12 protein-coding genes are annotated in these 15,680 nt (G+C 54.7%); 7 read left to right on the top strand and 5 right to left on the bottom strand.

Annotated features, from left to right (window positions below; translation table 11 throughout):
* Positions 1–115: 115 nt before the first annotated feature.
* Positions 116–3,322 carry a tetratricopeptide repeat protein gene (locus tag GN278_01295; GenBank protein XAT59577.1) on the top strand — a complete coding sequence of 1,069 codons (3,207 nt, stop codon included), beginning with the start codon at positions 116–118 and terminating at the stop codon, positions 3,320–3,322.
* 12 nt (positions 3,323–3,334) lie between these two features.
* A complete protein-coding gene (locus GN278_01300; GenBank protein ID XAT59578.1) occupies positions 3,335–3,751 on the top strand; it encodes a hypothetical protein in 417 nt (138 codons plus the stop codon).
* 774 nt (positions 3,752–4,525) lie between these two features.
* On the opposite strand, the gene GN278_01305 is transcribed toward GN278_01300, so the two are convergent.
* The 5 genes from GN278_01305 to GN278_01325 all read right to left on the bottom strand — a co-directional run bounded on the left by GN278_01305 (position 4,526) and on the right by GN278_01325 (position 10,031).
* Positions 4,526–5,446: an ABC transporter permease gene (locus GN278_01305; protein XAT59579.1), complete on the bottom strand. Its 921-nt coding sequence runs from the start codon at positions 5,444–5,446 to the stop codon at positions 4,526–4,528.
* Entirely contained in the window at positions 5,446–6,516 is a 1,071-nt protein-coding gene (locus tag GN278_01310; protein ID XAT59580.1) for an ABC transporter permease, read from the bottom strand. Before GN278_01310 ends, GN278_01305 begins: the two co-directional genes overlap by 1 nt.
* Complete coding sequence (locus tag GN278_01315; GenBank protein ID XAT59581.1) at positions 6,506–8,053, bottom strand: ATP-binding cassette domain-containing protein; 1,548 nt, start codon at positions 8,051–8,053, stop codon at positions 6,506–6,508. Before GN278_01315 ends, GN278_01310 begins: the two co-directional genes overlap by 11 nt.
* 76 nt (positions 8,054–8,129) lie before the next feature.
* On the bottom strand, positions 8,130–9,224 hold the full coding sequence (locus GN278_01320) for a BMP family ABC transporter substrate-binding protein (GenBank protein XAT59582.1): 1,095 nt from the start codon (positions 9,222–9,224) through the stop codon (positions 8,130–8,132).
* Between the two features lie 99 nt (positions 9,225–9,323).
* Positions 9,324–10,031, bottom strand: coding sequence for a GntR family transcriptional regulator (locus tag GN278_01325; GenBank protein XAT59583.1), 708 nt, complete (start codon positions 10,029–10,031; stop codon positions 9,324–9,326).
* A gap of 222 nt (positions 10,032–10,253) precedes the next feature.
* Between GN278_01325 and GN278_01330 the strand changes: the two genes are divergently transcribed.
* The 5 genes from GN278_01330 to GN278_01350 all read left to right on the top strand — a co-directional run bounded on the left by GN278_01330 (position 10,254) and on the right by GN278_01350 (position 15,661).
* Positions 10,254–11,105 carry an aromatic ring-hydroxylating dioxygenase subunit alpha gene (locus GN278_01330; protein XAT59584.1) on the top strand — a complete coding sequence of 284 codons (852 nt, stop codon included), beginning with the start codon at positions 10,254–10,256 and terminating at the stop codon, positions 11,103–11,105.
* Between the two features lie 24 nt (positions 11,106–11,129).
* Entirely contained in the window at positions 11,130–12,026 is an 897-nt protein-coding gene (locus GN278_01335; protein XAT59585.1) for an aromatic ring-hydroxylating dioxygenase subunit alpha, read from the top strand.
* Positions 12,027–12,054: 28 nt separating this feature from the next.
* Positions 12,055–13,779, top strand: a complete 1,725-nt coding sequence (locus GN278_01340; GenBank protein ID XAT59586.1) for a Rieske 2Fe-2S domain-containing protein — start codon at positions 12,055–12,057, stop codon at positions 13,777–13,779.
* Positions 13,780–13,787: 8 nt separating this feature from the next.
* A complete protein-coding gene (locus GN278_01345) occupies positions 13,788–14,441 on the top strand; it encodes a glutathione S-transferase (GenBank protein XAT59587.1) in 654 nt (217 codons plus the stop codon).
* A gap of 107 nt (positions 14,442–14,548) precedes the next feature.
* Entirely contained in the window at positions 14,549–15,661 is a 1,113-nt protein-coding gene (locus GN278_01350; GenBank protein ID XAT62487.1) for an S-(hydroxymethyl)glutathione dehydrogenase/class III alcohol dehydrogenase, read from the top strand.
* The last annotated feature ends 19 nt before the right edge of the window (positions 15,662–15,680 follow it).

Below are 15,680 nucleotides of genomic sequence, written 5' to 3' on the forward strand. Positions count from 1 at the left end.
TCTACAATACAACGGCGATGCCCCGCTCACATTGAAGTTGTATATAGAAACCGCTTAAGGCATGTTTGGCGGAACGTATTTCGTATCTTAGTTGTATTTTAAAACGGGTATTAACATGGTGGATCAAAACATAGACACCTCGCACGATATGCTAACACAGGCTGCCAACTTCCTTGTATTTGGCTCTTTGCATCTCGATAGCACAACAGATCCTATACCAGTGACCCCTGTGCTGCCCTTTAATGACGCCCCCAAGATCGTTATCGACGGAGCGCCAGATTTGTTTGAGGCCCTGAAGTGGCAAAACCGGCTGAGCAACACATTGCATGGCCGAACGCAGGAATACAGCGCCCTTAAAAACTGGTTGCTTGATGAGCCAAAAGGCATCTCGGTGCGTTTGGTAAGCGGCGTCGGCGGCACCGGAAAAACCCGTCTTGCAGCCGAGCTTGCACAAGAGTTTCGCGGCAAAAACTGGACTGCAGGATTTCTGGTGCGCGGCAGCTCTGACAAGCCGCATGTATTTGATCTAACCGGCACAAGTGGGCTTTTGCTTATTATCGATTACCCAGAAGAGCGCATGGAGTTTATCCGCGATCTTGCCCAACGCATCATCGATATCCCCGATCACCTGACCGAATATCCGATCCGCATCCTTTTGCTATCGCGCCAGCGCCATGAGGATTGGAGAGAGCTTGCAAATACCCTTGGCGGTCGCTTTGGGCAGTCGGAAATCGCCACCCTTGGTGAACTTGGCCATGATCAAGCGCTGCTGCTGATCCAGCAAACCGCCAAGGCTTTTGCCGGTCTTGTTGGTGGCCCCCCTGTGCCGGACAAGGACAAACTAAGCAACTGGCTGCACAAAGAAGCCAGCCATAGAACCCCGCTGATTGCCATGGCGGCGGCGCTGCATGGGGTGCTGACCGATAATGGCGACTATCCGATCGGTGCCCATGCGGTGATCGATGCGCTTGTTCGGCGTGAAGAGTCCCGCGTAAGCGCCCTGTCACGCGATCGCAAGCTGGGGGAGCGCGGGCTAAACCGTCTTATGGCGCTGGCCGCGCTAAGCGAGCATGGGCTGACAGAAAGCGAGATGTTGAAACTTGCAAAGCTTGAGGCCGTGCCTCTGGGCGGCCAACAGCTGAAAGATGCGCTCAAACCAACACCGTTTTGGCAACAGGGCCCAAGCGGCTGGTGCATTCCGCGTCTGCTGCCCGATAGGATGGCGGCCTGTTTTATGGCCCGAACCCTGCTTGATGATCCCGATCACCGGCTGGCTGATTGGCTTTTTGTACCCGCAGCGCAGCAGGGGGGCGCCTTTGGCGGCACGCTCAGCCGTGTGCTGTTTGATATCATGGGCGGCGCAAGCACATGGCGGCCCACCTTGGACACCGCATTGACCGAAATGCTTGAACACGATCCAGCCAGAATTTTAGCCTTTGAAGCCATTGCCTTTCAAGAGCCCACCAGTTTTTCTGCCGGTTTTGCAGCAAAAGTTATCACCGGCCTGCTGTCCGCATCAGATCTGAGCCCGGATCAACGGGCGGGCCTATTGAACAATTACGCGAACAGGCTTTCCGAGTTGGGGGACCGGCAAGGCGCGCTGGGGCCGGCACAAGAGGCGTTGGAGCTGCGCCGCCAGCTGGCCCATGACAACCCCGCCGCCTTCACCCCTGATCTGGCATCATCGCTAAACAATTACGCGGAAACGCTTTCCGAGCTTGGGGACCTGCAAGGCGCGCTGGGGGCGGCACAAGAGGCGCTGGCGCTCTTCCGCCAGCTGGCCCATGACAACCCCGCCGCCTTCACCCCTGATCTGGCACTGTCGCTGAACACTTACGCGCTGAGGCTTTCCGATCTTGGGGACCCGCAAGGCGCGCTGGGGCCGGCACAAGAGGCGTTGGAGCTGCGCCGCCAGCTGGCCCATGACAACCCCGCCGCCTTCACCCCTGATCTGGCATCATCGCTAAACAATTACGCGCTGAGGCTTTCTGATCTAGGAAACTGGCAAGGCGCGCTGGGGCCGGCACAAGAGGCGCTGGAGCTCTACCGCCAGCTGGCCCATGACAACCCCGCCGCCTTCACCCCTAATCTGGCAAGGTTGTTTAACAATTACTCGACCATGCTTTCCGATCTTGGGGACCCGCAAGGCGCGCTGGGGCCGGCACAAGAGGCGTTGGAGCTGCGCCGCCAGCTGGCCCATGACAACCCCGCCGCCTTCACCCCTGATCTGGCATCATCGCTAAACAATTACGCGTCCATGCTTTCCGATCTTGGGGACCGGCAAGACGCGCTGGGGCCGGCACAAGAGGCGCTGGAGCTCTACCGCCAGCAGGCCCATGACAACCCCGCCGCCTTCACCCCTAATCTGGCAGCATCGCTGCACAATTACGCGAACAGGCTTTCCGAGCTTGGGGACCGGCAAGGCGCGCTGGGGTCGGCACAAGAGGCGTTGGAGCTGCGCCGCCAGCTGGCCAAGGATAACCCCGCCGCCTTCACCCCTGATCTGGCAGGATCGCTAAACAATTACGCGCTGAGGCTTTCCGATCTAGGAAACTGGCAAGGCGCGCTGGGGCCGTCAAAAGAGGCGGTGGAGCTCTACCGCCAGCAGGCCCATGACAACCCCGCTGCTTTCGCCCCTGATCTTGCAATGTCGCTGAACAATTACGCGAACAGCCTCTCCGAGCTTGGGGACCGGCAAGGCGCGCTGGGGGCGGCACAAGAGGCGCTGGCGCTCTTCCGCCAGCTGGCCCATGACAACCCCGCCGCCTTCACCCCTGATCTGGCAATGTCGCTGAACACTTACGCGCTGAGGCTTTCCGAGTTTGGGGACCGGCAAGGCGCGCTGGGGTCGGCACAACAGGCGGTGGAGCTGCGCCGCCAGCTGGCCCATGACAACCCCGCCGCCTTCACCCCTGATCTGGCATCATCGCTAAACAATTACGCGTCCATGCTTTCCGATCTTGGGGACCGGCAAGGCGCGCTGGGGCCGGCACAAGAGGCGTTGGAGCTGCGCCGCCAGCTGGCCCATGACAACCCCGTCGCCTTCACCCCTGATCTGGCACTGTCGCTAAACAATTACGCGACCATGCTTTCCCGGCTTGGGGACCGGCAAGGCGCGCTGGGGGCAGCACAAGAGGCGGTGCGCACCCTTGCGCCGCTTTTTACCGCGCTGCCAGATGCTTATGGGCAGAATATGGCGGTGATGGCGCAAAATTACATCAAGCACTGTGAAGAGGCGCAAACCCAAGTTGATGAGGTGCTACTTGGCCCGATTGCCGAAACCTTGCAAGCCTTGCAAAACAAAGCTGACCCCCCAACCTGAAAGGACCCCACAATGGATCCCGCTGCCCTTTTTATTGCAACAACCCTAGCCGCCGCCGTTTTAAGCGAAACGGCAAAGGATACCTATGGCGCGCTTAAGGCAAAACTGGCCGATGTGTTTGAGATCAAAGATGAACTCGCCATTTTAGAAAAAAAACCAGGCAGTGAGCCATACCTACAAGAACTGGCTGAAGAGATCGCCAAAAAGGGCGCTGCGGCGGATCAAGATATAACTCAGCTTGCAAAGGCGCTTGCAGAAGAGCTTAAACAAAACACCCCCCAAGATACCCGCACCGCGGTTCTGATTGAGCAAATCAAAAATAGCCAACTGGAAATGGGCGAAATACACACCGAAGGCTCATCCCGTGTTGCAGTGCGCAATATAAAGGGTTCCAAGGTTAAAATTGGCAATGTCACGGCCAAATCCTAAGCCCCGCGCCTTGGGCCCTTTCACCTTAGATACTGTTACGAGCCTGCCTCCTATTCGGCGCAGAGCGTTCCCACTGTACTCAATGGCGAGCCTAATTTTAGGAGTATTTTCCAGCAAAGCCTCATGCGTTAAGAAAAGAGCAATAGTTCCGTGTGGATTAAGGCAAAGTCGTTGAAACGTATAAGGCAAGGTTGATGAGACAGAAATTTAGCGCCTGAACAATTTCAATGGGTTACAAAAGGCGATGAGGAAAACTTGCTTGGGATTCCACACCAAATGTGAAATCCCAAGCGACTTTGCCTTATATTTTCTGATTTTGACCTCACTTAGTGACGAACAATCGGCCAAGATATTGTTCTATCGTATATTTCTAAAACCTCACTCCCAACGCCCTGTCTCACAACCTTTCCTCATGGGCGCGTATTGCTGTGAAATCTCAACCAACTTTGACCTATGTGCAGCAAACTTAACTCAAACCTAGGGGGGAATGCGGACGTTCGCTGCGAGTTGCGCCGACGTCCGCTGAGCGGACTATACCGCCATTTGGCACAAGTTTTTCAACGGCAGCTACACGCACAACGCGTCTGCAGCGACGATCAGCATTTGCCGAAAATGACCGTCCACTGCATTGCAATATTTGTAGCTTTCTGGGCTGGTGTCGGCCATTCGCTAGGCTATTAACCAGGGCGATAAATGCGAATTAACTGATCGGTTGCAGCGACAGCTGAGTGTCTGAACCTAGGGGTGGCTCATATCAAATGAAATGCGTTCTGGTTATCCGCTTGGGCGAAACGGTTTGGCTAGCGAAACAGGAAAATCCAACGCCATTGCCTGACGGTTTCGGGATATCAACACCAGAACGACAATTGTTGCGATATAGGGCAATGCAGAAAGCAATTCGGACGGCACTTTGAGACCGATTGCCTGACCCTGCAATTGCAGGATTGTCATACCGCCAAATAGCCAAGCACCGAAAATAACGCGTTTCGGGCGCCATGCCGCGAATACCACCAGTGCCAAGGCGATCCAGCCTCGGCCAGCCGTCATGTTTTCAACCCAAAGCGGCGTGTAGACCAACGACAGATACGCCCCGCCCAATCCGGCCATAGCACCGCCGAACATCACCGCCAAATACCTGATCTTGATCACCTCAAAGCCGATTGCATGAGCCGAATCCGGGCTTTCACCGACAGCACGTAGGGTCAGTCCTGATTTTGTTCTGTACAAAAACCAGCTGACCAACCCGAACATGACAAAGGAGAAATAAACCAGCGGATCGTATTGAAAAAATATCTCCCCTACCACTGGGATGTCGGAAATGCCCGGAATATGGATTGGCTTAATAGCCTCAACAGGAGTGCTGCCAAACCCCCGCCCGACAAAAGCCGAAACACCTGCCCCGAAGATCGCCAAAGCCAATCCCGCAGCATATTGGTTTGTCATGAACGTCAGTGCCAGAATTCCGAACAACAGCGACGCAATTGTCCCGGAAACTACGGCTGCCAAAAGGGCGACAATCATCGGATAGCCAGCGAAATGCGCCCAGACGCCAAAGGCTGCGCCAACCAGCATCATTCCCTCGATCCCAAGGTTCAGAACACCAGATTTTTCAACGATCAACTCACCCAATGCCGCGAAGATCAGCGGAGTAGCGGCAATGATGGTCGCCACAAACATGGAGATAAAAAGATCCATCAGTGTGTCCTCACGTCAAGTTTTCGAATTCGGAAATTGATCAGGAAATTACTGGCCAGCAAAAAGAACAAGAGCATTCCCTGAAAAATCAGCGCGATTGATGATGGCAGGCCAAGTTTCAATTGAACGGTTTCGCCACCCAAATAAAGCAGCGACAACAACAGCCCACCCAACACGATACCAAATGCATTCAGCCTCCCGATGAAGGCCACGATGATAGCCGCAAACCCATACCCCGGCGATATTTGCGAGGACAGTTGGCCCAGCGGGCCCGAAACTTCGGTCATTCCGGCAAGTCCTGCGGTTGCCCCAGAAACGAGCAGGCCAACCCAAATTGAAGCTGAAGCATTAAAACCTGCGAACTTCGCTGCTGCCGGGGCAACGCCGCCTGTAGACAACTTGTAGCCCAGAAAACTGCGCTCCATAAAGAACCAGGTAATGACAACCGCGACGACCGTGAAAAAGATCGATGTGTTCAAACGGTAGGAATAGCTAAAGACGTCGAACATCCCGGCATAGGGCAAAAGTGCGGTCTGTGGAAAATTGAAACCGTCTGGATCGCGCCATGGACCATGAACAAGATAGGACAGAAACAGCCCCGCTACATATGTCAACATCAGCGTAACTAGTATTTCGTTTGTGTTCATCCTGTCTTTGAGAAACGCCGGAATTGCCGCCCAGCCAGCACCTGCAATCATTCCCGCGATAACCATTGTCGGCAGCAGCAGGAAGCTATCTTGCAAAGGCGAAAACAACCCAACACCAGCGGCAGCAATGGCCCCCATAATCAATTGCCCTTCCGCGCCGATGTTCCATACGTTGGCCCGGAAACCAACCGCCAGACCGCAGGCAATCAGGATCAACGGGGATGCCTTGAGGAGCCATTCGGAAATGCCGTTCATTGTTGTCAAAGGGGCCACAAAAAACGTGTAAAGCGTGACAAATGGATTAAGCCCCAGCGATAGGAAAAACACCGAGCTAATCAAGATCGTCAGCGCAGTAGCTATCAGAGGTGCCGCCACCGCCATGCGCCGGGACGGCTCTGCCCTAGGTTCGATTTTATAGAGCATGTTCAACGCTTTCTGAAAGGGTATTGATGTTGTCAGCAACTTTGCCAATTCCAGTCATCAACAAACCTACCTCCTCAACATTCGTTTCGGCGCGGTTCAGTGAATGCGACAATTCTCCATTGCTGATTACGTAAATCCGGTCGCAAATTTCAAACAGCTCTTCGAGTTCTTCGGAGATCACAACCACTGCCTGCCCGGACCGGCTCAAATCGATAAGCGTTTGGCGGACATAGGCGGCAGCACCCACATCAACACCCCAGGTTGGTTGTGAAACCAAGAGCACTTTGGGGGCCAATTCAATCTCACGACCCATGATGAACTTTTGCAAGTTGCCGCCAGACAAGCCGTGCGCCTTGGCTTCCGGCCCCGTGGCCTTGACGTCGTATTTTTCGATAACCTCTGCTGTAAAGGCGCGGGCTTTTTTGCGATCTGCCATGCCGTTCTTGACCATTCCTTTACGGTGCGCAGTCAACAATGCGTTTTCAGATAGCTCAAAAGGGGGCACGGCACCGCGCCCTAGGCGTTCTTCGGGAACAAATCCAAGTCCCAGATCGCGGCGTCGGCCCGCATCCAGATGCCCAATTGGGCGGCCTTCCAGCACAATATCTTCTGCCGCGTTGCAGATGCGCTCACCGCTAATTGCCGCCGCCAGTTCGCCTTGACCATTGCCACTTACCCCGGCAATCCCAACGATCTCGCCACCAAACGCTTCCAGGCTGATCCACTTCAGCGACGTTCCAACCACGCTTTCTGACGCCAAGTTCAGGTTCTCGACCGACAACAGTGGCAAATCGCTCACTTCGGACGGCTCGACCATCATTGTAGGCAGATCGCTACCGACCATCATTCGCGCCAGCTCCGAGGAGCTGACTTTTCGCGGATCAGCTTCTCCAGTGACTTTGCCGCCACGCAAAACCGTGGCCGAATGACAAAGGTCTCGCACCTCATCCAGCTTGTGGCTGATATAAAGAATACTACAGCCTTCGTCGGCCAACTTGCGCAGCGTTTCAAAAAGGGTCTGAACGGCTTGCGGTGTCAGAACCGACGTAGGTTCGTCCAAAATCAGCAGCTTCGGTTCCCTGAGCAGACAACGCACGATCTCTACTCGCTGGCGTTCGCCGACCGACAGCGACAATACTAGCCGATCAGGGTCAATCGGCAGCCCATACTTCTCTGACACTTCTCGGACACGTTCCGCCAACGGCTTTAGGTCCAACTTGCCGGGCATCGACAACGCGATGTTTTCGACGACCGTAATAGACTCAAACAACGCAAAATGCTGGTACACCATCTCAATGCCCAGATCGCGCGAAACTGCTGGCCCGTGCTCGGGCACCACAGAACCGTCATACAGTATTTCGCCTGCATCAGCGGGCGAAGCACCGTAGATGATTTTCATCAACGTGCTTTTACCTGCGCCGTTTTCACCCAGAATTGCGTGGATTTCACCGGGCAGTACAGACAGGGATACGTCGTCATTTGCCTTCACACCGGGGTATGACTTGCAGATGCCACGAAGTTCCAACCGTGGGGTCATAGCAATATCGCCTTTGAAATGGGAGTTAGAGTCGCCCAAAATTGTCAGGTCGGGCGATCCATTTTCTCGGTAACACTTAACCGAGATTGCCGATCATACCTTGGACAAACCAGTTGAACCCGCGGATGTCACCATCCGCCAGAACGCCGCCTGCCTCAACCCGCACATTGCCATCCTGATCCTTCAATTCACCAGCATAGGGGTGCAACGAACCTGCAATAATATCAGTCCGCGCTTTTTCAGCAGCTTCGATTGCTTCTGCCGGTAAATCGGAATTGTACGGGGACATTTGCACCACTCCCTCCGCGAGGCCGTTCCAGCGCTCGCTTGTAGCCCACGTGCCAGCGGCGACATCTTTTGCAGCCTGTACATAAACGGGTGCCCAGTTCAGCGTGAAAGCCGTCAGATGCTTACCATTACCAAACCGCGCCATGTCGCTTGCATATCCAACTGACCACGCGTCATTTTCCCCGGCAACCTGTACACCTGTTGCTGTGTCCGTCATCGAACAGATCACATCGCAACCCTGCGCAATCAGCGTTTTGGCAGCTTCCTTTTCCTTGCCCGGATCGAACCAGGAGTTCAGGAAAATGACGTTGCAGGTGATATCGGGATTCACACTTTGCGCACCGCGCAGCAATGCGTTTGCCGGGCCCACAATATCTGGGATCGGGAAACCGCCGATAAAGCCAATCTTGGCCGATTTCGAGACATGCCCAGCTGTCACACCGGCTACATATATGCCCTCGTAATACTTCGCTTCGAACGTTCCGAGGTTGTCCAGATGTTTGATGCCTGAGCAATGCTCGAACACGGTATCGGGAAAGCGCGGCGCAACCTTTTGCATTGGTGTTCCATGCGAAAAGCTGGTGCCAAAAATTAGATTGTTACCGGAACCCGCCAGCTCTCTGAATACACGCTCGGCGTCCTGCGGGCGGAATATGTTGTCAATTACGGTAACTTCAACTTTGTCCCCAAACTCCGCTTGAATGGCTTCGATCCCCAGGCTGTGTTGCTTGGTCCAGCCAATTTCTGAGACCGGCGAAACATAAACAGCCCCGATTTTCAGTGTATCTGCGGCACTGGCGATCCCTGGCAGCCCGGACAGGCCCGAGGCCAAACCAGCTGCAACTCCGTATTTGAGAATATCTCTTCTTGTTGCGTGTTTCATTGTCGTCATCCCTATTCGTCCTTGTTAGTGTTGCGTAGTATAGTCGTCCTGTAATTTCCGATATCGCCCTGTGGACGGCTTGCACGATCCGGATGTTCGTTATTCTGCTGCCCTTCTTTCCGACCCAAGCCCGTCGATGAATGGCTCCAGAGCCTCCCGGACGTTCATCTTTGGCTCCAGCTTTTCATCTAGAATATAGCCGCGAACAACATTGCGATGATGCTCGTCAATTAACTCCTGCGCCGCGGTAACCTGGCCGTCCTCAAGCAGATCAACCAACTTTGAATGATCGTTCAGCAAGCCGCAGTAGTCAAAGCGACTGCTGATCAACGTCCGCAAAAGCGCTGTGCGCCGAATAAGCTTCGCATGCATTTCCTGAACAACGGAATTGCGTGACATCTTGACCAGAACCTCGTGGAATCCAGAACCCAACTGGTCGGCCAGTTCTTCATTCTTGTTTTCCACGGCCTTATGCTGAAGCGCCACGTGGTGGCGCAGTTCGTTCCAGCCATGTGCGTCCAACCTGCCGGAAAGCTGTGCTGCCACACCCTGTTCTAGCATCGTAAGCGCGTCGTAAATCTCGACGGCCTCGCGATAGCTTGGGCGCGAAACAAAGGCGCCCCGATTGCGCTCAATAACAACGAGACCATCATCAGAAAGCCGAATGATGGCTTGCCGAACAACTGCGCGGCTGACATCAAACACATCGGCAAGCGTTTGCTCGCTCAGTTTGCTCCCGGGCCACAAGCGCTTGCCGATGATGGCCCGCGTGACAAGTCTGGCAATTTCGTCTGAACGGTTTCCCATCGGAATTTAGTGGCCTTTCCGTTAAGCTGTTCGAGCAACTTGCCTCGCCGAAGTGTCTGCAGCAAATCAGCCATAGGCACAAAAAGAACCTAACCGAGAAACAATTGATGCACTATCAAGAATATTTTGGAAGTCTTTTCTCAAAACATTGATATCCAATCTTGTCAGTTTTGGGTACCGTTACAGAGAATCTACTAGATCAACTCGAAGGGGATCGACCACATGGGGTGCCACGACAGAATACTGCTAGACGACTGGCACGTCGTTGCGGAATTGGCGTATCTTTCTCAAGTTCGGACCCACACAACAGTGCTGTTCGAGGAGAAAATCAAGGTTTCCATAGATTCTGATGGATCTGCTCAGGTTGTACTGTCCGCCGATGGCTCAGCGCTGCAATCTTGCGTCCAATACGGATTTGTATGGGCTTGTCGCGGATCGCCCAATCGAGAAATCATTCACATTCCTGAGGCATTCGAGGAAGACCGCTTTATCGTCAGTGGAGGATCGTTTGCCGTTAAGGTTTCAGGTCTACGTGTTGTCGAGAATTTTCTTGATATGGGCCACTTCCCGTTTGTTCACACCGGTTGGTTGGGCGAAGAGCCTTATACCGAAGTCGCCCCATACGAAGTCGAACTGACCAATGATGACGAGATCATAGCAACAGAATGCTATTTCCACCAACCTGTGGCGTCACCCACTGCGGAAGGTGGCATTGATGTTGAGTACAAATACCGGGTCTACAGGCCCTACATTGTCGCACTCTACAAAACCAACCCGCTTTATCCGAATCGCATGGACTATATCGTTTTGTTCATCCAGCCGGTCGGACCAGAGGCTTGTGTGGTTCACAACATGCTGTGCTACATCAAAAAGCGAATGAAAGAGCCCGACATTCGCTGGTTCATGCAGCTTATTTTCGCACAGGATAAACCAATCCTGGAAAACCAGATCCCAAAGCGACTGCCGCTTGACCCACGGGCTGAAACACCGATCCGTGCAGATAAAGTGGCAATTCTATACCGCCGTTGGTTGCGTGATCACGCTGTCAACTACGGTGCTATCCCCGCCACATAGATTTGTTATTCTAGGAGATTTAGAGTGCCAGAATTCACATGCAAAGACCCGGTAGCCTTAAACCTGTGGCATGTTATCGCTTCTGTAGAAGAAGTCGCCGATGGGTCGGTTCAGCGTACCCAACTGTTGGGCGATCAAGTCGCGTTCACGCAACGCGCCGACGGCGATTTTATTGTTTGGCGCCCTACGGACAGCAACAGTGATTCAGTGCCGTCGGACCCGGCAGTTTTGCTGCCCGTACAGCAGAAATACGGATACATCTGGACCACTTTTGGCACTCCCGAGCACGATATTTTCGCAATTCCTGAATTCGACGAATCGGATCGTCGCAACATACATGCCGCGACTTTCGGAGTTCATGTTTCTGCCCCCCGCGCCATCGAAAATTTTCTGGACATGGGCCATTTCCCTTACGTCCATACCGACATTCTGGGTGCGGAACCGCATACCGAAGTCAAGGAATACTACGTTGACGTGTCCGAAGAGCGGGACGAGATTGTCGCGACAAACTGCAAATTCTGGCAACCGATGGCTGCCGCGGGGTCAACAGACGGTGCCGACGTCGATTACATCTACCGGGTGCCGCATCCATATTGCTCGGTCTTGTATAAATCGTGCCCAGGAGAGGAAAGCCGACTGGATGCGGTCGCCGTATTCGTGCAGCCAGTCGACGAAGAACACGTCCGTGCGCATATGATGCTCACCCTGATTGACGAAGTTTCGGCCGACACAGCAATCCGGTTGTTCCAGCAAACCATTTTTGGACAGGACAAACCAATACTCGAAAACCAATACCCCAAGCGCTTACCGCTTGATCCTCGGGCGGAAACGCCCATTCGCGCGGATAAATCCGCAATTGCCTATCGCAGGTGGCTGACCGGGAAAGGGATCACCTATGGTGTGATCCCCTCGGCTGCGTGAGACCCGTGCCATTAAAAGGGAAGCCATCATGACAACCGATCTACACAGCAACTGGTACCCCATTGCGTCCAGCTCCGATCTGCCCAACCGCCACGTTTACCAAGCCCAGCTTCTGGGCCGTGAATTCGCGGTATGGCGTGCCGACGACGGATACGTCAATGTCTGGGAGAACAGGTGCCTGCATCGTGGTGTTCGACTGTCCATCGGCATCAATGACGGTCAGGAATTGAAATGCCAGTACCACGGGTGGCGCTATGCCAACCGCACTGCTGGATGCACGTATATCCCGGCTCACCCTGCGGATGCGCCTTCGCGAACGATCTGCAACAACACATACCCGGCACAAGAAGCGCACGGTATGGTCTGGGCGGGTGAAATGGCAGTCGGTGAAGTGCCAGCCCTGGATGGATTCGAGGCCGCGACGGTTCTTCGTCCAATCCCCCTAAACGCCCCGCAAGAAATGGTTTCAAACTCTCTGCTCGCATATTCATTTGCGGATGGTTGTTCCGGCGCGCCCAATGAAGACGGGTCTGTAACGATCACGGCCGGTGACGGCGCGGCCGTCCGGTTTTATGTCCAACCCGTTAACAGCAACCACTCGGTTATCCGAGGCATTCTCAACAAGGAACTCACCGGATCGGAGCGTTTGTCTTCGTTAAAACTGCACGACTGGAAATTGCAGGAACTGCGCTCAAAAGTTGAAGCAGAGGCAGCTCAATCGGAACCACTTGCACCGATGGAACCGGTTTTTGCCCGAGTATCCGAGTTACTTTCAGAACTTCCTCACGAAACAACGGATGGCCGCACGGCAGAGTTGCGGGTCACAGTTACCAAAAAATCCATGACCGCCGAGGGCATAGTCAGTCTGCGCTTTGATTCGATCAAAGGGCAATTGCCCACATTTCAGCCTGGTGCTCATATTGACGTACATCTGCAAAACGGGCTGATACGACAGTACTCACTGACCAACGGCCCGGGCGAGACTGATCATTACACTATCGGAGTTAAACGTGAACCAGACAGTCGCGGTGGATCGGTTTCAATCCACGACGCGGTCAAAAAGGGCGATTTGCTGGCTGTATCTGCGCCGCGCAACAACTTCCCTCTGCGCCGTGATGCAGTGCACACCATCTTTGTCGCCGGTGGAATTGGCGTGACACCTTTGATTTCAATGGCTCGCACATTGAATTCGCAAGGCCACAGTTTCGAGTTCCATTACTTCGTTCAATCCAAAAACCACGCTGCTTTCAAGCAAGAGATGGGCGAATTCGACAAAGCACTGACCCTGCACGAGGGTCTCAGCCCTGACGAAACCGGAGCAAAACTCCGCGAGGTGCTGTCCGCGCCTGGTGATTCCCGCCATGTCTACATTTGTGGTCCCGGCCCGATGCTGGAAGCAACCCGCGACATTGCCGATGCTCAAGGCTGGCCCGATGGGGCGATCCATTTCGAGTATTTCAAAAACACGATCGAGCTGGACGATTCAAACAGCTTCCAATTGGATCTGGCGCGGTCGGCGATGACCCTGAATGTTCCGGCAGGAAAAACCATTTTGGAGGTTTTGCGGGAAAACGGTATCAACATGGCCAGTTCCTGCGAACAAGGGGCCTGTGGCACCTGTCGAGTTGGTGTCATCGAAGGTGATGTTATCCACCAGGACGTTTATCTGAGCCCCGGCGAAAAAGCCGAAGGCAAATCTATCATGACCTGCGTGTCCCGCGCGGCGTCTGACCGGCTCATTCTGGATATCTGAGGTACATCATGATCAAGCTTTACGACTACGAACTGTCCGGCAACTGCTACAAACTACGCCTTCTGATGTCCTTTCTGGGCATTGAGTACGCCTCCGAACTCATCGACTTTTACCCCGGCAATCAGCACAAGGCCGAAGCCTTCCGCCAAATCAACCCGCTGGGTCAGCTGCCGGTGATCGACGACGACGGGCTGGTGTTGCGCGATGCCCAGGCAATTTTGGTTTATCTGGCTTCCAAATATGACGGCTCCGGTCAATGGTATCCGACTGACAGTCCTCAGATGCTGGGTCAGATATCCCAGTGGTTGGCCTTGGCCGACGCCATCACCGCAACAGCATCCGCTGCGCGGCTTCATGACGCGCTGTTTTACAACCACATTGATATTGATGCCGCCCGCAACGGAGCGCATCGCTTGTTCCGCATGCTCGATGAACATTTGTGGTTCGCAGAAGACACGGGGCAGGACTGGATCTGCCCAGGCGACCACCCAACTATCGCAGATATTGCATGTTTCCCCTACACAATTCTGTCTGAAGAAGGCGGCATTTCACGGATGGATTACCCTGCAATCCGACGCTGGTGTGACCGGTTCAAGCGCATTCCCGGGTTCACCGTTATGTCTGGAGTATTTCCGGCCGGGCCAGCCGTAGACGCGGCCTGAAGCTTTCTCCTGCCGAACGGGATTCCGCGCGGCAACTCAGCCGCAAGGGGCAGACCGCTTGTCGGCGGTCTCCCTGCGCCACTTTCTAACAAAGGAACCCAACTATGATGCGAACCCGTGCAGCTGTGGCCGTTGAGGCTGGCAAACCGCTTGAGATAATGGACGTGAACCTGGAGGACCCAAAGGCGGGTGAGGTTCTGGTGGAGATCAAGGCCACCGGCCTGTGCCACACCGACGAGTTCACCCGCTCGGGCGACGACCCCGAAGGCATCTTTCCCGCCATACTGGGCCATGAAGGCGCCGGTGTTGTCATCGAAGTCGGCGAAGGTGTGACCACGCTGGAAGTGGGCGATCATGTCATCCCGCTCTACACGCCGGAATGCCGCGAATGCGAATATTGCCTGAACCCCAAGACCAACTTGTGCCAGTCGATCCGCGCCACACAGGGTGCCGGTCTGTTGCCTGATGGATCAACCCGGTTTTCGATGCTGGATGGCACGCCGATCCACCACTACATGGGCTGCTCGACCTTTGCAAACCACACGGTTGTGCCCGAGATTGCTCTGGCAAAGGTGCGAAAAGACGCGCCGTTTGACAAAATCTGCTACATCGGCTGCGGCGTGACCACCGGCATCGGTGCTGTGATCAACACCGCCAAGGTTGAGATCGGCAGCCGCGGCATCGTATTCGGCCTTGGCGGCATTGGCCTGAACGTGATCCAGGGTCTGCGGTTGGCGGGTGCGGATCAGATTGTTGGCGTTGACCTCAATCCAGGCAAAGTGGCAATGGCCACGCGTTTTGGAATGACCGATTTTGTAAACCCGGCCGAGGTCGAGGGCGATCTCGTCGCGCATCTGGTGGACCTGACTGGCGGTGGTGCCGACTACACCTTTGACGCCACCGGCAACGTCGGCGTCATGCGCACAGCACTTGAGGCCGCGCACAAAGGCTGGGGCGAGAGCATCATCATCGGCGTGGCACCGGCGGGTGCGGAAATATCCACCCGGCCGTTTCAACTGGTCACCGGTCGATCCTGGCGCGGTACCGCATTTGGCGGCGCATCCGGGCGCACCGATGTACCCAAAATCGTTGACTGGTACATGGACGGCAAGATCGAGATCGACCCAATGATCACCCACAAGCTGACGTTGGACCAGATCAACGAAGGATTTGAGCTGATGCATGAAGGCGAAAGCATTCGCGCGGTCGTAGAGTTCTGAGCGTAGAAAACAGGCGTAT

The sequence above is a fragment of the Rhodobacteraceae bacterium Araon29 genome (assembly GCA_039640505.1).
Taxonomy (GTDB): domain Bacteria; phylum Pseudomonadota; class Alphaproteobacteria; order Rhodobacterales; family Rhodobacteraceae; genus CABZJG01.

Coding starts and splice junctions, on each gene's coding strand:
- GN278_01295 (XAT59577.1), top strand. CDS start 116: ATGGTGGATCAAAACATAGACACCTCGCACGATATGCTAACACAGGCT.
- GN278_01320 (XAT59582.1), bottom strand. CDS start 9,224: ATGAAACACGCAACAAGAAGAGATATTCTCAAATACGGAGTTGCAGCT.
- GN278_01330 (XAT59584.1), top strand. CDS start 10,254: ATGGGGTGCCACGACAGAATACTGCTAGACGACTGGCACGTCGTTGCG.
- GN278_01305 (XAT59579.1), bottom strand. CDS start 5,446: ATGGATCTTTTTATCTCCATGTTTGTGGCGACCATCATTGCCGCTACT.
- GN278_01310 (XAT59580.1), bottom strand. CDS start 6,516: ATGCTCTATAAAATCGAACCTAGGGCAGAGCCGTCCCGGCGCATGGCG.
- GN278_01325 (XAT59583.1), bottom strand. CDS start 10,031: ATGGGAAACCGTTCAGACGAAATTGCCAGACTTGTCACGCGGGCCATC.
- GN278_01350 (XAT62487.1), top strand. CDS start 14,549: ATGCGAACCCGTGCAGCTGTGGCCGTTGAGGCTGGCAAACCGCTTGAG.
- GN278_01300 (XAT59578.1), top strand. CDS start 3,335: ATGGATCCCGCTGCCCTTTTTATTGCAACAACCCTAGCCGCCGCCGTT.
- GN278_01315 (XAT59581.1), bottom strand. CDS start 8,053: ATGACCCCACGGTTGGAACTTCGTGGCATCTGCAAGTCATACCCCGGT.
- GN278_01340 (XAT59586.1), top strand. CDS start 12,055: ATGACAACCGATCTACACAGCAACTGGTACCCCATTGCGTCCAGCTCC.
- GN278_01345 (XAT59587.1), top strand. CDS start 13,788: ATGATCAAGCTTTACGACTACGAACTGTCCGGCAACTGCTACAAACTA.